The following is a 22,607-nucleotide window of genomic DNA, read 5'->3' on the forward strand; positions in this document are numbered from 1 at the left end:
GGCGGTTATTAAATACTGAGGATTCGATTTAGCAATGCAGTCATTAGGGCTTAAACGGCCTACAAATCGAGACCATCCACTGTGATCGCCGGGGATCTTCGCCGCATCGGTAAGGATCTTTATGGGGTCCTCTCCATCCGTTGCTGTTTGAACTCAGTGACAAAGTCCACCAACCGCCCAGCGCTGATCGCCGCGCGTAGTCTGCGCATCAGGGTCTGGTAGTAATGCAGGTTGTGGATGGTCGCCAGCCGCGCGCCCAGGATCTCCTTGCAACGGTCGAGATGGTGGAGATAGGCGCGGCTGTAGTGACGGCAGGTGTAGCAGTCGCACAGCGGATCGAGCGGACCTTCGTCGGTGCGGTGGATGGCGTTGCGGATGCGCACCACGCCCTGATGGGTGAACAGATGACCGTTGCGGGCGTTGCGGGTCGGCATGACGCAGTCGAACATGTCGATCCCGCGCTGGACGGCGGCGACGATGTCCTCGGGGGTGCCGACGCCCATCAGATAGCGCGGTCGGTCGGTCGGCAGCTTGTCGGAGAGGAAATCGAGCACCCGCAGCCGGTCTTCCTCCGGCTCACCGACCGAGAGTCCACCGATGGCATAGCCATCAAAACCGATCCGCATCAGACCTTCCAGCGACTCGGCACGCGGACGCTCGTACATCCCGCCCTGGACGATACCGAACAGCGCCGCCGGATTGTCACCGTGCGCCTCACGCGAGCGCGCCGCCCAGCGCAGCGACAGCTCCATCGAGACGCGCGCCTGTTCCTCGCTCGCCGGGTAGGGGGTGCATTCGTCGAAGATCATCACGATGTCGGAACCCAGTTCGCGCTGCACCCGCATCGAGATCTCGGGGCTTAAAAACACCGGGCTGCCGTCGACCGGCGATTGGAACCTGACGCCCTCCTCAGTGATCTTGCGCAGCGCGCCGAGACTGAAGACCTGGAAACCGCCCGAGTCGGTGAGGATGGGTCTGTCCCAGTGCATGAAGCCATGCAGATCGCCGAGACGGCGGATGACCTCGGTGCCTGGACGCAGCATCAGATGGAAGGTGTTGGCGAGCAGGATCTCGGTGCCGACCTCCAGCAGTTCTTCCGGGGTCATGGCCTTGACCGTGCCATAGGTACCCACGGGCATGAAGGCAGGGGTCTCGATGGTCCAGCGTGCAAAGGTCAGACGGCCGCGACGGGCAAGGCCATCGCGTGCAAGCAGATCGAAGTGCATCGAATGAGGTTCCTGGTCGGCTTTGAGCGCGCCGGTCGTAAGACGAGAGTTGGGTTTCAACCGCGAAGGAGATCTAAGGGCGCGAGGCATTCGTCATCTGGAGCGCCGTCTGGAGCGCCATCCGCAGACTGCCAAGATCGGCGCGATCGGTCCCGGCCAGATCCAAGGCCGTGCCATGATCGACCGAGGTGCGGATGATCGGTAACCCCAGGGTGACATTGACCGCCTGACCGAATCCCAGATGCTTGAGCACCGGCAGACCCTGATCGTGATACATGGCCAGCACGGCATCGGCGTCCTTCAGGTGCGCCGGGATGAACACTGTATCTGCCGGCAGGGGTCCGACCAGATCCCAACCCAGCGCACGCCGCTCATCGAGCACGGGGGTGATGACCTTGATCTCCTCCCATCCCAGATGGCCAGCCTCGCCGGCATGCGGGTTGAGTCCGCACACCAGGATCCGCGGTCGTTTGAGCCCAAAACGCCTGACCAGATCCAGGTACAGGATATCGACCGCGCGCCCGAGTGAGTCGTGCGTGATCGCCGAACTAACGGCAGACAGCGGCAGATGGGTGGTGGCCAAGGCGACGCGCAGACCAGGTGTGACCAGCATCATCACCGGCTCGGCCCCGCAGCGTTCGGCCAAGAACTCGGTGTGCCCGGTGAAGGGGATCCCGGCCTCGTTGATGACGCCCTTGTGGACCGGCCCGGTGACCAGGGCGGCGAAGGTCCGATCCAGACAGCCGTCGCAGGCGCGTCTCAGGGTCTCCAGCACATAGCCGGCGTTGGCCGGATCGAGCCGACCCGGTGTCGCTGCCCGTGCGAGCTTGACCGGCCAGACCTTGAGCTGACCGGGGCGGCTCGGGGTCGGCGCCTGAGCCGGATCGAAGGGCGCAAGGCTCAACGCCAGACCAAGACGTGCCGCCCGTTCGGCCAGCAGATCCGGGTCGGCGATGGCTACCAGTTCCGCCGCCACCGGCTCGGACGTCGCCAGCCGCACGATTAGATCCGGACCAATGCCGGCCGGCTCGCCCGGCGTCAGGGCCAGTCGCGCTACGGCGGATGCGTTTGAATGTCTCATGGTAACTGTTCAGGTTCCCCATAAAAGAGTCTCTGATCCGGGTTTAAGAACGGGAAGGACAGCTGACAATAAGCGGCATGGAAAGACTGCCCGATCTTGCTGGCCTGACGCACGCGGAGAAAGACGCACTCATTCATGCGCTGTGGGATTGGGTCACCGCGTTGCGCCAGGAAGTCGTCCGGCTGACAGCGGAAGTGACCCGGCTGCAGGGGGAAGTCGCCCATCTGCGCGGGCAGATGGCGAAGAACAGCCGCAACTCGAGCATTCCATCCTCGGCCGAAGGCTTGAAGAAGACGAAGTCGATGCGCAAGCAGGGAAGCCGACCGCCTGGCGGTCAGCCGGGTCATTCCGGTTCGACGCTCAAGCAAGTGGCGCAGCCCGATCACGTGGTGGATCATCCACTGCCCGAGGTATGCGACGTCTGCGGCGAATCGCTCACGGGGCAGGCCACGACCGAAATCCGCCAGGTCTTCGATCTGCCGCCGGTGACAATGGAAGTGACCGAGCACCGGATTCACGCGCTGCGCTGCACCTGCGGCAAACTGCACCGCAGCGAATTCCCGCCCGAGGTCACGGCCCCGGTTCAATATGGCCCCGGCGTCAAGGCGCAGGCGGTCTATCTGACGCAGCACCACATGCTGCCCGTGGCGCGCACCGCCAACGTCCTTGCAGACCTGTATGGTGTGCCGATCTCGACCGGCACGGTTCAGGCCATGATCGGGGAGGCGAGTGAGCGGTTGGCTCCGACGGTCGCGCGGATCGCGGATGCGGTCGCTCAGGCGGATGTCGCGGGCGCCGACGAGTCTGGCTTTCGCGTGGCAGGCAAGCTCAACTGGCTGCACACCGCGGTGACCGACACCCTGACCTGGCTGGGTCTGCATGCCAAGCGCGGCAAGGCGGCGTTTGAGGACTTCGGTCTGCTGTATCGGCTCAAGGGAACGCTGGTTCATGACGGCTGGGCCTCGTATCGGGAACTGACCTGCACCCATGCGCTGTGCAACGCCCATCATCTGCGTGAATTGACCTTCGTCCATGAGGAATGCGGACAAGCGTGGGCCAAGCGCATGATCGATTTGTTGGTCTCTGCCCACCATGAAACGGTGGCCGCCCATGGCCAGCCGCTGACGGCTCTGCGCATCCAGGCGATCCGCACTCACTACGAGGCGATCCTTGCTGAAGCGGCCGCCGCCAATCCAGAGAAACCCGCCAGCGGCAGACGCGGGCGCACGGCGCAAAGCGTGCCGTTCAATCTCTACCGACGATTGCGTGATCATGCCGACGATGTCCTGCGCTTCACGACCGATCCACGCGTTCCGTTCAGTAACAACCTTGCCGAACAAGCGATCCGCATGCCCAAGGTCAAGCACAAGATCGCCGGTTGCTTCCGCACCACCGAAGGCGCACAGGCCTTCTGCATCATCCGCTCCTACCTCGCCACCCTGCAGAAGCAGCACTTCGACCTCTTCCAATCCCTCATCCAAGTGTTCAAGGGCAACACCCCTCAGCCAAATTTCTCGGGGTAGCTTCCCCGGGGCACCTGAACAGTTACGTCTCATGTTTCCTGATCGAGCCGGATCTCGACATAGGCCTCGTCGCGCAACTGACGCAACCACTCCTCGGTCGCCTCCTCGGCCTTGCGTCGCTGGAGCGCCTCGCGCGCCTTGATGCGCAACAAATCTTCGCTACTACTCTGTTGGCGCCGCTCCTCGACCTGCAGGATGTGCCAGCCGAAGGGGCTTTTGAAGGGTTCGCTGATCGCCCCGACCTCCAGGGCGTTCATCTGCGCCTCGAACTCGGGCACTGTTTTGCCCGGCTCGACCCAGCCTAGATCGCCGCCCTTGAGCGCCGAGCCCGTGTCATCCGAGTTGGCCCGTGCCAGGGCGGCGAAATCCTCACCGTTCAGGATACGCTCGCGCAGCTGCAGTAGACGCCGGCGTGCCTCGTCATCTGAGACGAGCTCATTGGTGCGAACCAGGATATGCCGCGCATGGGTCTGGGTGATGTCCTTGGGTGTGGCGGTCTTGATCCCGCTCAGACGGATGATATGGAACCCGCTCGGGCTGCGTATTGGGTCGCTGATCTCGCCCTCGGCCAGGGTTCGGGCCAGATCCGCCGCCAGGCTCGGCACGGCCCCCATCTCGAACCAGCCTAGATCGCCGCCCTCCAGGGCGTTGCTTCCATCCGACTCGCGCGCGGCGACGGCGGCGAAATCGGCCCCGGCGCGCAGACGCGCCACCAACCCCTTGGCCTTGTCCTCGGCGCGCTTGACCTGCTCCGGGGTCGGGTTGTCGGGCAGGGCCACCAGAATGTGCTGTAAGCGGACCTGCTCGCGCTCGATCAGCCGTCCAGACTCGCGCGCCAGGAAACGATCGATCTCAGGTTCGGTGACCTGGATCTTACGGATCACCTCCTGTGCCTGCAGGCGGCTGGTCAGGATCTGCATCCGTGTGTCCTCGCGAAAGTCTTCGAAGCGGATGCCGCCGGCCTCCAGGGTCGACTTGAGCTCGTCGAGCGTCAGATTGTTGCGGGCCGCAATCCCCTGGATCGCCTCTTCCAGGGTCGCCTCGTCGACCTTGATTCCGAGCTGTTTGGCGCGCTGCTGCTGCAAATGCTTGAGGATGAGCCGATCGAGCACCTGCTTGCGCAACTGTTCCGGAGGCGGCACCTCCGTCCCGCGCTGGTTGAGCTGCGGGACCACCAGGGCGATCTCGCGTTCCAGCTCGCTTCGCACCACCACGTCGTCGTTGACCACCGCGACGATGGCATCCAGGGCCTGGGCCGACACAGGCGAAGGTCCCATTCCGAGCGCCAACGCGAGTCCCAAAAGCCCCACCAGTGTGCCTCTATTCGGACTGATAGCCATAGATTCCTCGTTGCAGAACCTTATCGATCGAATTGCCGAAGGAGCCGAGACCGGCCAGCTCCAGTTGCAGCATGACACTGGTGCTCGCCGGCTGGTCGGCGTCGCGCTTGAGATGCTGACCCAGTACGCGCAGTCGCCAGCAACACTGGCCGAACTCAAGCCCGGCGAAGGCCTCGACCGTCTCGTCGTTGAGCAGTGAGTAAAGCCAGCGTCCGACCACCCGCACCCCTGGGCCGATGGGCATCTGGAACGCGAGGTCTGCGTCCTCGTATTTCTCCGACGCCTGGCTGCCGAGATTGTAGCGGTAGGCGAGATTGATCAGGCGTTCGCGGTCGGGGGCATAGCGCAGCTGGAGGATCTGCTTTTCCCAGGCGTTCCCTTCATCATGTGGATTCCATTGCAGCCCCAGCTGAGCACTCCAGTCCTTGTACAGTCGTGCCGCCAGTTCGCCCGCCAGGGACGAGCTCACATCGTCCTGTGAGACCGTGCCGTTGAGCTGGACCCGACGCGCGTCGAGGTAATGGATCTGGCCGAGACTGGCGCGTAGGAGCTCGTCGCCATCGCGGTTGGCGATGGTGCGTGAGGTCAGACCCAGTGTGAGACGGTTCTCGTCGCTGATGCGGTCGTAGCCGGTGAAGCGGTTGGGGCGAAATAGACTCGCGAAGCTGAAATCGAGCGCCGTGGTGTCGAAGCGCGGATTGTCGGACTGATCGGCGTAAGTGGTAAAGACGTAATAGAGCCGGGGTTCGAGTGTCTGCAAGGTCTGGTGCCCGAACCAGTCGGACTCGCGCTCGAAGATCAGCTTGCCGTCGAGATCCAGGCTCGGGATCAGATGGCTCGGCTGAGGGTCGGCGCTCTCCACCTGATCGATGAGGTCGTATTGGGTGTAATAGAGCCGAGCACGCGGGATGAAATGCCCAAAGCCGCGCCGCAGCGGCCAACGCAGTGCAGGGATGGCGACCAGTCGACTGCCATGGACGGCTGAGTCGTGGTCGAAATAGTCATACCGCGCCTCGAAGTCGTATTCCAGTCCAGCAAAGAGTGTGTTGGGCGAGACATTCAATTCGATGTGCGGGAGCTGTCCATAGGGACGGTTGGCCGGCGCGATGCTGGTGTCAACCGTTTGGAACTGCTGCAAGCGCCCCAGCGCCCACCAGCCGTCGCCGCTGTAGCGGACATCCGCGCGCTGACTGAGGTTGCGCACACTCGTCACATCGAGCCGGTTGCCGAAATCGACCAGATAGCGGTCGTCGGAGACCGAGGCATAGTCGATCGCGCTCGACCAGCGCGTGCCGATCCAGGCGGACTGGGTGACATGCAAGGCCCCGCGCACCCCCTCGTCTTCGTTCTTCCAATCGCTCGGCAGGAGCTCACCATCGAGTTCGAGGCGCTGCCAGGGCGAGAGATGGCGGAACTCGGCCCCGAGCATCAGACCGCGCGTGCTCATCAGACGCGGCGTCAGGGTGGCGTCCATGTTGGGCGCGATGTTCCAGTAATAGGGAATACTGAGGTCGAATCCAGTCTCCTCAGAGGTGCCGATGGTCGGGATCAGAAAACCGCTGCGCCGGCGTCCATCGATCGGGAAGGCCAGATAGGGCGTGTAGAGCACCGGTACGTCCCAGAGACTCAGGCGCGCCTGACGCGCCACACCCAGCCCAGTGCCCTGGTCCAGTTCCAGATCACGCGCGCGCAGTGTCCAGGCCGAATTTCCGGGCGGGCAGGTGGTATAGAGCACATCGCGATAACGGCTGCGCTTGGCGTCGAGCAGCCAGGCCTCGTCGGCGGCGCCACGCAGATTGGCCTGGCCGTGCATCCGGTAGCCGGCCCGTTCCAGGTGTCCGTGCTCGGTCTCCAGGTTGTAGTCGGCGCGCTCGCCGATGATCCGCAGCCCTGGAGAGTCCAGCTCGATGCCGCCGGTAGCAGCGACGTCCCCGGTCCTTCGGTCGTAGCGCGAGCGGTCCGCGTACAGTCGGTATGCCTCCTGGACGATCTCGACCTCGCCCTGCAGCTGGATCAGGTTGCGCTCACGGTCGTAATCGACCAGATCGGCCGTGATCTCGATCGGGAGGCGGCGTGACTCCTGGGTCGGGAGAGACGGTGCGATCCGCGTGACGCCAGGCGCAGGTCCGCAGTACGTCCAATCGAGATCCAGGTGCAGACGAGGGTCATCGGCGCGCTGTTCAACCGGGATGGCGTCCATCCGTACCTCTGGAGTCTCGTCCGGTGGGGCGAGTGTGACACCCTGGGCCTCCTGCACTTCCAGGGTCGCGAGCGTCGCGTCAGGCGCGGATGGACGGCTGGCGGTCAGGGGCGACGCAACCCTGGGTGTGCGCTCCGGCGTGGTGGGTGTGAAGCCGGTTCGGGGCGCAGCGTCCGGGCCCGCGCTCGCCGGATTGGAGAGACCGGAATCCTGGCTGGGTTCGGTCGCCCCGAGTACGGACGGGGCGACCGCGAGCACGAGCAGCGCGATCGCGCATGCGCGCTGTTTGGAATCGGCCTGAATCGGCATGAGGGGCGTGATGGGGGTGTGATCGAATGAGTGGACGCTGGGACCTTGGACCTGTAACCATGTCACATCCGGGGCGCGCCATCAATTGCCGATGATGGCGTCGAGGTGCGCGGCTCCTGGTTCGACGATGTTTTGACCCCTTGGAGTGAATGGCTGTGTTGGATCGAACTGCCGTCCTGCGTTCCTGGTTGAGCGAGGTCTTGGGATCGGAAGACTTCGAGCTGAGCCCGGCCTCCTCGGATGCGAGCTTTCGCCGCTATTGGCGCGTGCGGCGCGCGGGCGAGACCTGGATCGCCATGGACGCCCCGCCCGAGTTCGAGGACTGCGGACGCTATGCCGATCTGGCCCGGCGCTTCCGTGCCTGTGGACTCAATACACCCGAGATCTACACCGAGGCGCGCGAGCTGGGATTTCTGCTGATCTCTGACTTCGGCGATCGGGTCTATCTCAGCGAGCTGACCGACCACAGCGTCGATCGGCTCTATGGCGATGCGCTCGCGGCACTCGAGATCCTCCAGACGCGGGTCCCGCATGCCGGACTACCGATCTATGATGCCGACCTGCTTGCGCGCGAACTCGGGCTGTTTCGCGACTGGCTGGTCCAGGGTCTCCTGGGGCAGGTGCTCGGGTCTCCCGAGCTAAAGCGGCTTGAGCGCGTCGAGTCCATCCTGATCGCCAACGCGCTTGAACAGCCCCAGGTCTGTGTCCATCGTGATTATCACTCGCGCAATCTGATGCTGACTGAGCACGACAACCCGGGCGTGCTCGATTTCCAGGACGCCCTGGTCGGCCCCATCACCTATGACCTGGTCTCGCTGCTGCGCGACTGCTACATCGCCTGGCCCCAGGCGCGCGTCCAGGGTTGGGTCGATGTCTATCTCGAACGGGCCATCGCTATCGGTCTGCTCAGCGCCGCCGACAGCGCGCGTTTTGGGCGTTGGTTCGACCTCATGGGGATGCAGCGCCATCTCAAGGCCAGCGGGATCTTCGCCCGGCTGAGCCTGCGCGACGGCAAGCACGGCTATCTGGCCGACATCCCACGCACCCTGGGCTATGTGCGCGCGGTGGCCGCCCGTTACCCCGAGCTGAGCGCGCTGGGTGACTGGCTGGAGGCCGAGGTCGCGCCCGCGCTGGAACGACGCCTGGCCCTGGGTGCCTGAAGGTGCACCCCGATCCCGGGCACTGAAGGGGGCGGCCCGCCCTGGGCACCTGGAGGCGCGTCGCCGACCCGCAGGGCTCAAGGCTGGCGGGCCGTGCCCTCGCCATTGGCCGGGGGGTCAAAGAGATCGGCGAGTCCCTCCAGCTCGTCTCGGGCGCGCGCCTCCTCGATCTCTTCCGGACTCAGTGGAGGCTCGGATCCCTTATCGGGCGTGGCCGGCGCCGGCTCCAGCTCGCCGACCGCCTCTTTTGCCAGCGCCTCCAGCATGGCGTCGATGTCGTTCGGATCAAGCGCGTCCTCGATCGATGCGGTGGGCTTGATCTCATCATCCGGCGGACCCGGACGGGGTGGTTCTTTCAGTTCAGTGTCTACGGCCGGCTGGACATCGAAATCGTCTGCGTCTATGTCGAGCGCTTTGACCTCCATGTCCTCGCCCGACCTCTCATCCGGCGTCTGGGCGCGGCGATCGGGTTCGGGGGGCGAGTCATCGGTCTGCTGCTCGATCTTCTTGAAGGCCGCCATGTACTCCTGCATGAGCTGTTCCAGCGTCTCCTTGGTGTGCTCCAGTTCGACCGCGAGCTGGGCCTTTTCGGTCTCCAGGTGCGAGACCTCGCTCGCGCTGATCATGCCTACAGGTGTGATCTCAGCCCAGGGTTTGACCACCTTGGACAGTTCCGCCGGAATCTCCTTGAGTCTGGCCCCGTCGCGATTGAGATAGAGGTTCAGCATCATGTTGTAGAAGGCGCGCTCGCGCGCCAGATATTCCTCCACCTTGGCGGCCAGTTCCTCGCCCTCCAGGCGATAGGTGGTCTCAAACAGCCGGGTGAGGGCCTCCCGGTGCGAGACCTCCCTGGCCTCGAGATGCTCCATCACCGCCCCGGCATGCGCCGCGTCGGCGCGATCCTGGTGGCGTTGCCATCTCAACATCCAGAACAGGATGCCCCAGGCAAGCAGGGCGAACTCGGCGGCCAGGATCAGGGCGGCTAGTTGCACCGTGTTCATAGACCCTCCGCAAGGAAACCAGCGACTTGAGTCGCGGGAGGAATGGCGGGTGCGCGAAGCGCACCATGTGGTGTATAATACAGTGTGGTCTCCGGGCGCACGCCGACTGTAACGCCAGTCGAAACCTTGCCCGGATTGGCAGCGGGGCCCCGCTGCCAAGGGCGGCTGTAAACACGCCCAATGTTGGGGATGTGGTCAACCATGTTTGCTGCGTCTCACAATAAAGCCTTCGACTTCAGTCGAGGGTTGTTTACGCGCGCGTCCTCCCCGCGCCCTTCGTCTTGGAGGCCCCGGCACCAGTGCGGTCGCGGGGCGACCGGGCGCGCGTCATCAGCCACCAGGTCAGGGCGAGCAGGGCACCGATCCATACATTGCCACCGAGGACATAGATGAAGAGCCAGCCCCAGGAGATGGACCCCTCCGGGCCCGGGGCAGTGGGCTGCGGTGGAGGCGCGAAATCGAAGTTCAGGACACCGGGTTCGGGCTTGACCTCGATGGGCTCGCCGGTCAGGCCAAGCCCCATGAAGTGGCTGGTGACCTGATATTCGCCGGGCTGCTGAATCGGGATCTTGACGGTCAGTGGGAAGCGTTTGCCCTTGGTGATCTCGACGACCTCGGTCCAGCCCTCGGGTCCGCGGGCGAGCAGATAGCCAGATAGGCTGCTCGGATCGACCAGATCGGGCTCGGCCCTGAGCTGCAACAGCATGGCCGCTTGCGGGTCGGCCTCGCTCGGTTGTTTGCGCTCATAGTTGATCCCCAGTGGCGCGCCCTTGATCTTCAGGTGTCGGCTGAGCTGGCGCTGGAAGCTGCCGCCGTCGATGACGAAATCTAGACGATAGAACCCGGGCGTCAGCCGCTGGGTCTCGAGGAGGGTCGAAAAACGTGCATTGGCGGCATCGAGCACCATGATCCGTTCGTCCGTCGCCAGGGTCTGATCCCCCGGGGTGGGTGGGGCGAGACCCGCTTCGGTGGCAGGAATGGCCCCCGAGGCCGGCTGCGGCAGGGGCGTTTCGGGCGCCGAGGTGACGATGACCTTGGCGCTGAGCACCCCAACCACCTCGGGCCGGGTGACCTGCTGATTGTGATCGGTGAGCCAGCTTTCGAGTTTGGGTGACTCGCCGAGCCCGACTGCATTCGGGACAGGGGCGACCTCGATGCCGAGATCGGTCAGGATCACGACCCGGTTGTCCGGATCCTCGACGCCGCGGATCCGCCACTGACCGGGTTTGGGGTTGGAGATCGTCACCAAGTCATAGCCGGCCTCGCTGCGCCAGACCACCCCAGGCGCAGGCCGATCGGCGCGGATACGCTCGCCGTCGGGTGTCGTCAACTGGCTTTGACCGCCCTCGGGGCGAAAGGCGAGCAGCGTGAATTCCCGGACCTGGTCGTCGATCTGAAAGCGATTGCCCTGGATCGGCACCGTGGTCGGCGGGGCGCTCTGTTCGAGCACGCGCAAGAAGACACGCTGTAGCAGGGCAGCCTCCTGGACGATCTCCATCCAGCCTCCGGTCTGGGTCGCGAGCAGCCGCATGAGCGGCTCATCGATCTGATCGGAGAGACCGATGGGGTGGACCTTGACACCCATGGACCTGAGCGACTCGATCTGCTCGGTGAGGATACGCTCGCGCGAGGCGGCACTGTCTGCTGGATCCTTGGAGACATCGACCAGTCCGTCGGTCAGGAGGATCAGATGGCGCTCGCCCTCGGGCGGGGCCTTGCTCCAGTCCTGGGTTGCTGTCCGGATGGCGCCCTCGATGTCGGTGAAGAGTCCGCGCGAATGGATGCGCGTTAGGCGCCCGGCGAGCTGCTTCTTCCAAGCCGCATCGACCTGGGCTGGCGCCACCAGAACCTCGGTCTGCTCGGCGAACAGCCAGACGCCGCAGATGGAGCCTGGAGGGATGAGCTCGTTGACGATCTGCAAGGCCGGCACGCGCAGATTCCGCGGATCGGTCTGACGCATGCTGCCTGAGACATCGATGACTAACCGGACATCGGGTGGCGCCGCCAGCGCGATCTGGACCGCAATCGACCACAGCAGTGCGAGTGCGGCCAGGAATCGCCGTTGGTTCAAGGGAGCCACAGCTCGAAACAGCCTCCGGGCAGGTGATGGCCGTTGCGCAACTGGATTCGACCCTGACGCGCGCCGTTTCGGTGCAATTGGGCGATCCGGGAGGCAAAATAGAGTCCGAGCTGGGTACGGCCCGGGTTGAGGCTATCCCCCTGCCGACCCGTCCCGTATTCCAGCAGGTTGAGAAGGGCGGGTGGAAAACCTACACCATCGTCCTCGACGCGGATCACCAGGAAATCGTCCTCCTGATCTGCGCTGATTTCGATCTGTGAGCGAGCGTAGCGCCGGGCGTTGCCGATGGTGCTGTCGAGCACGCCGCGCACCAGCTCGAGGTCGAAATAGCCCTCGAGATCTGGGTCGCAGCGACAGCTCAATTCAAGGTCCAGTGTCCGGCACACCGACAGGTTCTCGGCGACGACCTCCTCGAGGAAGTCGGCGAGATTGTTGACGGTCACGCGCATGGCCAGTTGACGTTGACCGAGCTTGTAGAGTGTCAGGAGCTGGATGAGGTTGTTGTTGGCGCGGCGGGCCTCATGCTGGAGCAGGCTGGCCTGGCGCGGGTTGGCGATATGGTTGTCGGGATTGTTGATCAGATCCTCGAGATTGGTCAGGATCAGACTGAGCGAATTCTTGATGTCATGGATCGATGAAGCGAGGATGTCGGAGAAGTCCAGGCTATCCATCGGCTTAACCCTTAGTGGTGGTGAGTTTGCGCAGACGTGCATTCACATCCGCGAGCCGCCAGTCGTCGGGCGCCAGTGACTGGACGCGGTCGATATAGCAACGCACGGTTCGCAGTCCCTCTTCGGTGACGCCCCGGCGCTCCATGTACATGAGGATGGCCTTGGCGGCATTGAGATTGATGGTCTTGTTGCCCGGCATCTCGTTGGCGGCCTGGGTCAAGAGCTGGATGGCCGCCTCGAACTCGCCTTGCTTGATCAGGCGCACACCCTCGTTGTTGGTCTTGACGACGTCGCGTTGCACCTCTTGGATGGCTGTCTCGGCATCATAATCCAGACCGGATTCCTGGCACAGTTGCACGACCCGGTTCAGGGTCTCGTCATCGTCGTGATTGTTGGCGATGACCTGGCGCAGGAGCGCCGTGGCCTTGTCGGCGCGCCCGAGTCCGGCATAGGTCTTGGCCATCTCGAGCGCGTGCTCAGACGCATGGACCGTCTCGTTGAGCTGCGCGAGCACCTGCTCGGCCTCGGCGAGCGCAGCCTCGGCGCCGGCCTTGTCGCCCTGGCGGGTCTTGACCAGCGCAGTGGCGCTCGCCGCGTAGAAGCTAGCCTCAGGCCGATCGGGGAAGACCTTGTTGATCTCGGCTGTAACCTTCAGGGCCTCATCGTACTTGCCGTTGGCCGATTTGCTGTTGGCCAGTCCAGCGAAGAGCGCCGGGTGGTTGAGGACCGAATGCTTGGCCAGGGTCACCGCCTGCTCATAGGCGCCCTCGGCGATCTCGGTATGACCGTTGTTTAGCGCGAGCTCGCCGAGGGTGTGTTGGCGCTGGATGCCGCGCGGCGAGAGCCGGACGGCGAGGCGCAGCGTCTCTTCGGCCTCAGCGAACCGACGCTTGGCCACCTGAGTCTTGGCCAGCCAGTCATAGGCGGCGATGAAGTTGGGTTCCTGCTCGGTCAGATGCCGGAAGGTCTCTAGCGCCTGATCGTATTGTTTTCTCTGGAACTGGATCTTGCCGATCCCGAGCCTTGCCCAGGGCATCTCGCGGATGGCCAGCACCTGTTCCAGGGTGGCCATGGCCTCGTCGAGTCGGCTCGAGTCGATGCAGAGCTCGCTCTTGAGCTTGAGCAGCTCGCCGAGATTGCGTGGCTTGGCAGCGATCAGGGCATCAAGCTCGCGAATCGCCGCCGCGGTGTCCTTGGCCATGAGTGCTTCATTGACCTTGGTCAGATCGGCCTTGCGTTCGAAGAGCTTGGTCAGGCGGGTCCGCAAGAGCTCCTTGGTGAAGGGCTTGGAGAGATAGCTGTCGGGGGCATACTCAACGGCACCCATCACCATCTCACGTGTGTTCTCGGCCGTGATCATGATGAAGATGGTGTCAACGCCGATGAGCCGACGATGACGGGCCTCTTCGAGCACCTGCTGGCCGTCCTTGCCGGGGCCGAGATTGTAGTCGCACAGGATGACGTCGAAGTGCTTGTTCTGGAGCTTGGCGATCGCCTCCTTGCCGTTGTTGGCCTGATCGATGCGGGTGACCCCGAGTGAGATCAGGATACCCTTGATCGCCGAACGCATGTCGGCGAAATCATCGACGACCAGAAAGCTCTTGGCTGTAAAGGCGTCCGCCATCTCGGTCTGCTCGTTGTCCTAGCTCAAGTTCGGGATCCTTCGCGCGCGATGGCGCGATAGCCGATGTCATGGCGACAGAAGGCCCCGGTCCAGTGGATGCGGTCAACGCCCTGATAGGCCAGCCGCTGGGCCTCGGCCACAGTGGCGCCGAGCGCCGTGACGCACAGCACGCGCCCGCCGTTGGTCAGGATGGCGTCGCCCTCGCGCCTGGTCCCGGCATGAAAGACCTTGGCCAGCGTCAAGGGTACCGTATCCAGGCCACGGATGACATGCCCCCGGTCATAATCGTCCGGATAGCCGCCGGCGGCCATCACCACGCCGAGCGCGGCGCGGGCGTCCCAGTCGGCCCTGACCTGGTCGAGTCGCCCGTCGAGCGCGGCCAGACAGAGTTCGACCAGGTCGGACCGAAGCCGCATCAGGAGCGGCTGGGTCTCGGGGTCGCCGAGGCGACAGTTGAACTCCAGCACCCTGGGCGTTCCATCCGCTCCGATCATGAGCCCGGCATAGAGAAAGCCCAGATAGGGCCGACCCTCGGTGGCCAGACCGGCGACCGCAGGCTCCATCACCTCGCGTAGGATGCGCTCGTGGATCTCGGGTGTGACGACGGGGGCGGGCGAATAGGCACCCATACCCCCGGTGTTCGGACCGCGATCGCCGTCATCGCGCGCCTTGTGGTCTTGGGAGGAGGCCAACGGCAGGATGTGCCGGCCATCGACCATGGCGATGAAGCTCGTCTCCTCGCCGTCGAGGAACGCCTCGATCACGACGCGCGCCCCGGCACGTCCGAACCGTCCACCCAGCATGTCGCGCACGGCGGACTCGGCCGTGGCCTGGTCGTGCGCGAGGATCACGCCCTTGCCGGCGGCCAGCCCGTCGGCCTTGACCACCACGGGCGCGCCGACCTGACGCAGATAGTCAAGCGCCGGCTCCAGTTCGGTGAAGATGCCATAGTCGGCGGTCGGGATGCCGTGGCGGCGTAGGAAATCCTTGGCAAACGCCTTGGAGCCTTCGATCTGGGCCGCGGCCCGGCGCGGTCCGAAACAGGCCAGACCCGCCTCGGCGAAGGCGTCGGCCAGGCCCAGTACCAGCGGCGCCTCGGGGCCCACGATGGTCAGATCGATCGATTCGCGGCGCGCGAACTCGACCAATCCGGCGATGTCGTCGGCGGCGATGGCGACGTTCTCCACACCGGGTTCGGTCTCCGTACCGCCATTACCAGGCGCCACGAACACCTGCTCGGCCAGGGGGGATTGGGCCGCCTTCCAGGCTAGTGCGTGCTCGCGCCCACCACTGCCTACAATCAAGATCTTCATCGCTCGTCTATTGCTCCACTCTGGGGTTGGGTCGCCTCGCGCGCGAAGGATACGATACCGCGCCGGCTGGCACGGATGAAGGCGAGGATCCGCGCGGTCTCGGGTCCGGGGTATTCGGCCTCGGCGCGCGCTAGACCCTCCTCCAGGCGCAGACCAGAACGCAGGATCAGGCGATAGACCTGTTTGATGCGTGTGCGCTGCGCCTGACTGAAACCATGACGCCTCAGGCCAACCACATTGAGCCCGATCAGACGCGCACGCTGACCGGCGGCAAGCAGATAGGGCGGCACATCCTGGGCCACGCCGGTCACACCACCGATCATGACATAGGACCCGATACGGCAGAATTGATGGACCGCGACCTGCCCGGACAAAAAACAATGATCGCCGACCTCGACATGCCCGGCCAGGGTCGCGGTGTTGGCGAAAATATTGTGGTCGCCGACGATGCAATCGTGTCCGGCATGGCTGAAGGCCATCCAATAATTGTGGTTGCCGATCCGGGTGCCGTCCTCGGACTTGACCCCGCCGCTGATGTTGACGCACTCCTTAAAGTGATTGTGATCGCCGATGATCAGCGGTCGCGCCTTCTCGGGCGTAAAACGCAGATCCTGCGGCTCGGACCCCAGGGTCGCGCCGTGACAGACGCGGTTGTAGGCCCCCATCCGGGTGACGCCGAAGATACGCACATGGCTCTCGATCCGGCAGCCCTCGCCGACGACGGCCCCGGATTCGATGATCGAATAGGGCCCGATCGTCACGCTCTCGTGCACCTGGGCACCGTCCTCGATGATGGCTGTTGGGTGGATACGCATCTTTTGGGGCTCCAGCAGTCAGCTTCCAGCGACCAGCTGACAGTCGGGGTGCACTGACTGGAGGCAGAGCGCTGGAGGCCGATCGCTGAATCAATGCCTGAAGTGACGCATTCCGGTGAGGACCATCGCCATGCCATGCGCGTTGGCGGCGGCGATGACCTCGGCATCGCGCAGCGAGCCGCCGGGCTGGATCACGGCCCGGATGCCGGCAGCGGCGGCCTGGTCGATACCGTCGCGGAAGGGGAAGAAGGCATCCGAGGCCATCACCGCCCCGGCCAGGCTCAAACCCGCCTGCTCGGCCTTGATGGCGGCGATGCGCGCCGAGTTCACCCGGCTCATCTGACCGGCGCCGATCCCGAGGGTCTGGCGCGCGCGCCCATAGACGATGGCGTTGGACTTGACGAACTTGGCCACGCGCCAGACAAAGAGCAGATCGGCCAGCTCGTCCTCGGTCGGGACGCGCTCGGTCACGGTGCGGACCTGGTCGGTCAGGCCCAGGTCGGCGTCCTGGACCAGTAGACCGCCGGTGACGCGTTTGAAGTCGAGCCGATCGTCCGGTTCGCTGCTCCAGTCGCCGCAGACGAGCAGACGCAGGTTCGGCTTGGCGGCGAGCGCCGCGCGCGCCGCGTCCGAGATGCGTGGGGCGACGATGACCTCGACGAACTGACGCTCGACGATGGCGCGCGCGGTCGCGGCGTCGAGTTCGCGATTGAAGGCGATGATGCCGCCGAAGGCCGATTCGGGATCGGTCGCGTAGGCGCGGTCATAGGCCTCGCTCAGGGTCGCGCCGAGCGCCACACCACAGGGGTTGGCGTGCTTGACGATGACGCAGGCCGGGGCCTCATCGAACTGCTTGACGCACTCGAGTGCGGCATCGGTGTCGGCGATATTGTTATAGGACAGCTCCTTGCCCTGGAGCTGGGTCGCGGTGGCGATCCCCACCGCTTTGACCCGATGCTCGACATAGAAGGCCGCACGCTGGTGGGGATTTTCGCCATAGCGCAGCGTCTGCCGGCGCTTGAATTGCAGCGTCAGGGTGCGCGGGAAGCCGGCCTCGGTACGGGCCAACAGATAGTTGGCGATGGCGCCGTCATAGCGGGCGGTGTGCTCGAACACCTTGGCCGCCAGGTCGAGGCGGGTCGCCGCGCTCACCCCGCCCGTGGCCTGGATCTCGGTGGCCACGCGCGTGTAGTCGGCGGCATCCACCACCACGGCGACGCCGGCATAGTTCTTGGCTGCCGCGCGCAGCAGGGTCGGGCCACCGATGTCGATGTGCTCGATCGCCGTCTCCAGGTCGCAGTCGGGGTCGGCGACCCTCTGCTCGAAGGGATAGAGATTGACCACCACCAGATCGATCGGTGGGATGCCGTATTCGGCCATGACGGCGTCGTCGATCCCGCGTCGGCCCAGGATGCCGCCGTGGATGCGCGGGTGCAGGGTCTTGACGCGCCCGTCCATCATCTCGGGGAAGCCGGTGTGGTCGGAGACCTCGACCACGGTCAGACCGTTGTCGGCCAGAAGGCGGGCGGTGCCGCCGGTGGAGAGGATCTCGACACCGCGCGCGGCGAGCACACGGGCAAAGTCGAGTAACCCCGTTTTATCGGAGACACTGATCAGGGCGCGTCGAATGGGCTGCATCGGATGGTCCGGATTCCATGGGTTTAGGGATAGGGCTTCGCGAGGCGTTCGGGATCGAGGTGCGACGACTTGGTTGCGATCAGGCAACATTCGCCGCCTTGACCCCATGGATTTTAGGACAGACCTCAACGGTCGAGGCCGTGGGCCTTGAGCCGTTTGCGCAGCGTATTGCGCGTCAGGCCGAGGAGGCGCGCCGCCTGGCTGAGATTGCCCCGGGTGTGGTGCAGCACCAGCTCGAACAGCGGGCGTTCGACCTCCTGCATGACCAGATCGTAGAGATCCTCGATCTCGTGTCCGGCCATGTGGGTGAGATAGGCCTCGACGGCGGCGCGCACGCACTGGCTCAGGGGTGCGGCGTGCCGATGATCGTCGGGGGCGAGTCCGGTCACTGCTGGTGGCAGTTCAAATGGGGTGGGCACGGCCTCACTCGTCATGGTCGGGCGTAATCGTCGTGGTCTCGATCGAGGAAAGCAAGCGCAAGCCGGAGTTGCTCGCTCGCCGACTCGATTGTGTTGATGGTATCCCGGAAGCGCGCCGCGCCAGGCAGATGCCGGCAGTACCAAGCGATGTGCTTGCGCGCGATCCGCACCCCGGCGTAATCGCCATGGAAGGCATAGAGCGATTCGAGATGTTCTCTCAGGATGTCTTTGATCCAGTGGCGTGGCGCATTCGGCGATTCAGACGGATGCACAGGCCCGGAGGCCAGCCCAGCGGCGATGTCGCCGAAGATCCAGGGGCGTCCCTGGGCCGCGCGGCCGATCATGATAGCATCCGCTCCCGTGTAGTCCAGGACGCGGCGGGCATCTTGCGCCGAGGCGATGTCGCCGTTGGCGATGAGCGGGATGTCCACGAAGGCGCGGATGGCACGGAGTGTGTCGTATTCAGCCGGGGTCCCATAGGTGCAGGCACGGGTGCGTCCATGCACGGTCAGGGCGGCGATGCCCGACTCGCGCGCGATCCGGGCGATGCGCACGGCGTTGCGCTCCGCGGGTGACCATCCGGTGCGGATCTTGAGCGTTACCGGCACTGCGACGGCCGCGACCACGGCCTCCAGGATGCGCGCCACGCGCGTCTCGTCGCGCAGCAGGGCCGAACCGGCAGCGACACGGCACACCTTCTTGGCCGGACAGCCCATGTTGATGTCGATGATGTGCGCGCCCAGCTCGACGTTGAGCCGCGCGGCCTCGGCCATTTGGGCAGGGTCGGACCCGACGATCTGCGCCGAGATCGGTCCCGACTCGTCGCGATAGTCGAGCCGGCGCAGCGACTTGCGACTGCCCCAGAGCGCGGTGTTGGCGGCGACCATCTCGGCCACGGCCAGTCCGGCGCCGAGTCGCCGGCATAGTGTGCGGAACGGGCGGTCGGTGATCCCGGCCATGGGGGCCAGGATCAGGTTGTTGGCGAGCCGATGGGGGCCGATCTGGAAGGGGCGGATCAAGGTGGACACGGATGTTTCTTTCTCGTGGACGTGGCCGCACGCATCGACGTATCGGAATTTGAACAACGGCGGGTCTTTATCAAGGTTACACGGATTTAACCCCGAGTGCCTGGGACGTTCGGACATCCACTTGTTTGACGTGGAGCGAGGACATCGATATGTCGCCGGGTACGCTGTACCTGCATGGAGATGGGTTAGGTGAAGCTTTGCAGGATGTCGAGTTCGGTCAGCTGCTCGGTGCGCACACCAACAAAGCGGACGATTGGCGTGAGCTCATCGGGAACGACGCGGTTGTCGGCGCCCGTGTCGTCTCGGAAGTAGTAGAGCGCCATGTCGCTGGTACCGACGTTGATCAGAAAATAGTGCGTGGCCTTGTTACCGTAGGTGGCGTTGTTGCCGTAGGCATCGAGAAAGCTCGCCACCGTCACGACCTCATCGGTGCTGGCTGCGGCGTTGCGCACCACGAAAAGGCCCTTGCCGTAGTCGTCCTTCGCCGTCTCGAGGTGGTGGGTAAACTCGACGGCCACACCGGTAGGCGATCATCGGCGTCCCGAGATCAAGGCCCAATCGTCGCGGATACGCGGTGCAGCGAGCCTCACGCGCTCGGCATAGGCGGCACTGACCGACTCGACCTGCCCGGTGAGCACGCCCGAGAGCACCAGATCGCCGCCTGGAACCAGCATCGCACTCAGACGCGGCGCCAGCGCGATCAGCGGGCCGGCGAGGATGTTGGCCAGCACGACATCGACGCTCGGATCGGTGAACGACTCGGGCGCGAAGATCTCCAGCCGGTCGAGCACGCCATTGGCCAGCGCATTGTCGTGCGTGGCCGTGAGCGCCTGGGGATCGTGATCGACCGCGATGGCGCGCGCGGCGCCGAGCTTGAGTGCGGCGATGGCCAGAATCCCCGAGCCGCAGCCGAAGTCGAGCACGGTCTTGCCGGCCAGATCCGCACCGTCGAGCCATTCCAGACAGAGCGCCGTGGTCGCATGATGCCCGGTGCCGAAGGCCAGCCCCGGATCGAGCGCCACGACCACACCCTCGGGGTCGCCGGGCGGCTGACCATGCGGACAGACCCACAGCCGCCGACCGAAGCGGGTCGGCTTGAAGGTCTCGAGCCAGACGCGCTCCCAGACCTGATCCTCGATGCGCTGGATGCACGGGCGTTCACCGAGACGCGCGGTCAGGTCCAGCGCCAGACGCTCGACCCGGGCCGCGCTCTCCGGATCGCTCTCAAACAGCGCCGTAATCGTCACCACCGACCACAGCGGCGTCTCGCCCGGACCCGGTTCGAGCTGCGGCTCGTCGCCCGCGTCGCCGAGCGTGACCGAGAGTGCCCCGGCCAGTTCCAGGTAATGTTCAAAGTCATCCGCCTGATCGCGCGGAACATCGAAGGCAAGTTGTAGCCAGGGCATGAAGTCGGACCAGGGTTGGGTGCGACGATCAAAGCGCGCGATTGTAGCCTGTTCGGCTGTCGGCGTTCAGTGCCGTATCGAGCGCATGGCGGAAGTCGCAACATCGACAGGCGCCGCGACCGTCCCCGAGACAGGGCGAAGACTTCGGAATATTAACAAGTTGCGATCGACCAATGCGCTCGGGATAATGCGCGCATTTTGCCGCCCAGGGGGTGGCACACCACAACAGGGGCGAATCGTTAGCATGAAGATTGGAATTCCGTTGGAGACTCGCCCAGGCGAGAGGCGCGTGGCCTCGACGCCCGAGGTCGTGAAGAAACTGGTCGACCAGGGGTTTGCGGTCGTGGTCGAGCGCGGCGCCGGGGTGCGTGCCGGCTATCCGGATGCCGATTACGAGGCGGCCGGCGCTAGTCTGACCGACCGTGCCGGCGCCTATGACGTCGACCTGCTGCTCAGGGTCCGCCGTCCGGACGAAACCGAGGTCGAGGCCATGCGCGCCGGCGGACTCTACATCGGTCTGCTCGAATCCTGCGGCGAGGACGCGATCCTGTCGCGCCTACTGGCCAAGGGGATGCGCGTCCTGGCGTTGGAGCGGATGCCGCGTACCTCACGCGCCCAGGCGATGGACGTGCTGTCTTCGCAGAGCAACATTGCCGGCTATCGCGCCGTGATCGAGGCCGCCGCGCGCTATGGGCGCTTCCTGCCGATGATGATGACCTCGGCCGGTTCGGCCAAGCCGGCGCGGGTGGTGGTGCTGGGCGCGGGTGTGGCCGGACTTCAGGCGATCGCCACGGCACGCCGCTTAGGCGCGGATGTCTACGCCTATGACGTGCGCCCCGAGACGCGCGAGCAGATCCTCTCGCTCGGTGCCAAGCCGATCGATCTCGATCTCGGCGAGAGCGGCGCGGGGGAGGGCGGCTATGCCCGTGAACTCTCCGACGAGGCCAAGGCGCGCCAGCAGGCCGCACTCGCCGACGTGCTGGCCAAGGCGCATATCATCGTCACCACGGCGCTCATCCCCTGCCGCCGCGCGCCTGTGCTGGTGACCGAGGACGTGGTCCGGCAGATGCGCCCCGGCTCGGTCATCGTCGATCTGGCGGCGGCCAGTGGCGGCAACTGTCCGCTCACCGTCGCCGACGCGATCGTCGAGCGTCATGGTGTCACCCTGGTCGGTCTGACCAACTTCCCGGCCTTGGTCCCGGCGGATGCGAGCGCCTTCTATGCGCGCAACCTGCTCAATCTGATCGAGATCATGTTCGAGTGTGGCGCGTCCGGTCCGAAACTCAAGGATCTAACCGCCGACGACATCACGGCGGCCATGCTGGTCCAGGCGGTCTCTTGAACGACTTGCATACCCTGACCCCCTTTCCCGAATCCCTCTCCGCGAGGGGGGAGGGGCCAACAGCATCCTGGCCGGTTGCGTTTTTTTACTCAAGGCGCGATCCGCCTCATATCAGGAGTCACATACATGTCTGAGGCACTCGATCCCTCGTTGATCGCCCTCTATGTCTTCGTCCTGGCCTGTTTCATCGGCTACTGGGTGATCTGGGGCGTCACGCCCTCGCTGCATACGCCACTGGTGGCGCTCACCAATGCCATCTCCGGCATCGTCCTGATCGGCGCGCTCCTGGTCGCGGGCGATCCGCAGGCCGGACTGTTGATCCAGTCGATCGGCTTCGTCGCCGTACTGCTGGCCTCGATCAACGTCTTCGGCGGCTTTCTGGTCACGCACCGGATGCTGTCGATGTTCAAGAAGAAAAAGCACTAAGGGCG

At 64.8% G+C, this 22,607-nt stretch carries 19 protein-coding genes; 4 read left to right on the top strand and 15 right to left on the bottom strand.

Annotated elements, in window-relative coordinates; genetic code table 11:
* Positions 1-119: 119 nt before the first annotated feature.
* Both tgt and pdxA read right to left on the bottom strand, forming a co-directional pair.
* On the bottom strand, positions 120-1,226 hold the full coding sequence (gene tgt, locus E6P07_RS02170) for a tRNA guanosine(34) transglycosylase Tgt (RefSeq protein WP_153974091.1): 1,107 nt from the start codon (positions 1,224-1,226) through the stop codon (positions 120-122).
* A 73-nt stretch (positions 1,227-1,299) separates the two neighbouring features.
* A complete protein-coding gene (pdxA, locus tag E6P07_RS02175; protein WP_153974092.1) occupies positions 1,300-2,307 on the bottom strand; it encodes a 4-hydroxythreonine-4-phosphate dehydrogenase PdxA in 1,008 nt (335 codons plus the stop codon).
* A gap of 77 nt (positions 2,308-2,384) precedes the next feature.
* Between pdxA and tnpC the strand changes: the two genes are divergently transcribed.
* Positions 2,385-3,830, top strand: a complete 1,446-nt coding sequence (tnpC, locus tag E6P07_RS02180; RefSeq protein ID WP_153974093.1) for an IS66 family transposase — start codon at positions 2,385-2,387, stop codon at positions 3,828-3,830.
* Between the two features lie 29 nt (positions 3,831-3,859).
* Here the strand turns inward: tnpC and E6P07_RS02185 are convergent, their stop codons facing one another.
* Positions 3,860-5,170, bottom strand: a complete 1,311-nt coding sequence (locus E6P07_RS02185; protein ID WP_153974094.1) for a peptidylprolyl isomerase — start codon at positions 5,168-5,170, stop codon at positions 3,860-3,862.
* Positions 5,151-7,679: an LPS-assembly protein LptD gene (locus E6P07_RS02190; RefSeq protein WP_153974095.1), complete on the bottom strand. Its 2,529-nt coding sequence runs from the start codon at positions 7,677-7,679 to the stop codon at positions 5,151-5,153. The genes E6P07_RS02185 and E6P07_RS02190 overlap by 20 nt, the downstream gene beginning before the upstream one ends.
* A gap of 149 nt (positions 7,680-7,828) precedes the next feature.
* Here E6P07_RS02190 and E6P07_RS02195 point away from each other — a divergent pair, with 149 nt between their 5' ends.
* The gene (locus E6P07_RS02195; protein WP_170286780.1) at positions 7,829-8,839 is read left to right on the top strand and encodes an aminoglycoside phosphotransferase family protein; all 1,011 of its coding nucleotides are present in this window, start codon (positions 7,829-7,831) and stop codon (positions 8,837-8,839) included.
* A 77-nt stretch (positions 8,840-8,916) separates the two neighbouring features.
* On the opposite strand, the gene E6P07_RS02200 is transcribed toward E6P07_RS02195, so the two are convergent.
* From E6P07_RS02200 to prmA, 11 genes are all read right to left on the bottom strand, one after another.
* Positions 8,917-9,840 carry a hypothetical protein gene (locus E6P07_RS02200; protein WP_153974097.1) on the bottom strand — a complete coding sequence of 308 codons (924 nt, stop codon included), beginning with the start codon at positions 9,838-9,840 and terminating at the stop codon, positions 8,917-8,919.
* A 250-nt stretch (positions 9,841-10,090) separates the two neighbouring features.
* On the bottom strand, positions 10,091-11,920 hold the full coding sequence (locus E6P07_RS02205; RefSeq protein WP_153974098.1) for a vWA domain-containing protein: 1,830 nt from the start codon (positions 11,918-11,920) through the stop codon (positions 10,091-10,093).
* Positions 11,908-12,591, bottom strand: a complete 684-nt coding sequence (locus tag E6P07_RS02210) for a sensor histidine kinase (protein ID WP_153974099.1) — start codon at positions 12,589-12,591, stop codon at positions 11,908-11,910. The genes E6P07_RS02205 and E6P07_RS02210 overlap by 13 nt, the downstream gene beginning before the upstream one ends.
* 4 nt (positions 12,592-12,595) lie before the next feature.
* Entirely contained in the window at positions 12,596-14,215 is a 1,620-nt protein-coding gene (locus E6P07_RS02215; RefSeq protein ID WP_153974100.1) for a tetratricopeptide repeat-containing response regulator, read from the bottom strand.
* 23 nt (positions 14,216-14,238) lie between these two features.
* Positions 14,239-15,528: a phosphoribosylamine--glycine ligase gene (gene purD, locus E6P07_RS02220; RefSeq protein ID WP_153974101.1), complete on the bottom strand. Its 1,290-nt coding sequence runs from the start codon at positions 15,526-15,528 to the stop codon at positions 14,239-14,241.
* Positions 15,525-16,343, bottom strand: coding sequence for an acyl-ACP--UDP-N-acetylglucosamine O-acyltransferase (lpxA, locus tag E6P07_RS02225; protein WP_153974102.1), 819 nt, complete (start codon positions 16,341-16,343; stop codon positions 15,525-15,527). Before lpxA ends, purD begins: the two co-directional genes overlap by 4 nt.
* Positions 16,344-16,433: 90 nt before the next feature.
* Positions 16,434-17,981: a bifunctional phosphoribosylaminoimidazolecarboxamide formyltransferase/IMP cyclohydrolase gene (purH, locus tag E6P07_RS02230; RefSeq protein ID WP_153974103.1), complete on the bottom strand. Its 1,548-nt coding sequence runs from the start codon at positions 17,979-17,981 to the stop codon at positions 16,434-16,436.
* Positions 17,982-18,106: 125 nt separating this feature from the next.
* On the bottom strand, positions 18,107-18,400 hold the full coding sequence (locus E6P07_RS02235) for a helix-turn-helix domain-containing protein (protein WP_343031241.1): 294 nt from the start codon (positions 18,398-18,400) through the stop codon (positions 18,107-18,109).
* Between the two features lie 11 nt (positions 18,401-18,411).
* The gene (gene dusB, locus E6P07_RS02240; protein WP_153974105.1) at positions 18,412-19,428 is read right to left on the bottom strand and encodes a tRNA dihydrouridine synthase DusB; all 1,017 of its coding nucleotides are present in this window, start codon (positions 19,426-19,428) and stop codon (positions 18,412-18,414) included.
* A gap of 185 nt (positions 19,429-19,613) precedes the next feature.
* Positions 19,614-19,946, bottom strand: a complete 333-nt coding sequence (locus E6P07_RS02245) for a hypothetical protein (RefSeq protein WP_153974106.1) — start codon at positions 19,944-19,946, stop codon at positions 19,614-19,616.
* 12 nt (positions 19,947-19,958) lie between these two features.
* Complete coding sequence (gene prmA / locus E6P07_RS02250) at positions 19,959-20,834, bottom strand: 50S ribosomal protein L11 methyltransferase (RefSeq protein WP_153974107.1); 876 nt, start codon at positions 20,832-20,834, stop codon at positions 19,959-19,961.
* Positions 20,835-21,078: 244 nt separating this feature from the next.
* Here prmA and E6P07_RS02255 point away from each other — a divergent pair, with 244 nt between their 5' ends.
* Both E6P07_RS02255 and E6P07_RS02260 read left to right on the top strand, forming a co-directional pair.
* Positions 21,079-22,176, top strand: a complete 1,098-nt coding sequence (locus E6P07_RS02255; RefSeq protein WP_153974108.1) for a Re/Si-specific NAD(P)(+) transhydrogenase subunit alpha — start codon at positions 21,079-21,081, stop codon at positions 22,174-22,176.
* Between the two features lie 126 nt (positions 22,177-22,302).
* Positions 22,303-22,602 (top strand): proton-translocating transhydrogenase family protein, encoded by a 300-nt coding sequence (locus tag E6P07_RS02260; RefSeq protein ID WP_153974109.1) that lies wholly within the window; start codon positions 22,303-22,305, stop codon positions 22,600-22,602.
* The last annotated feature ends 5 nt before the right edge of the window (positions 22,603-22,607 follow it).

The sequence above is a fragment of the Thermochromatium tepidum ATCC 43061 genome (genome assembly GCF_009664085.1).
GTDB classification, from domain to species: domain Bacteria; phylum Pseudomonadota; class Gammaproteobacteria; order Chromatiales; family Chromatiaceae; genus Thermochromatium; species Thermochromatium tepidum.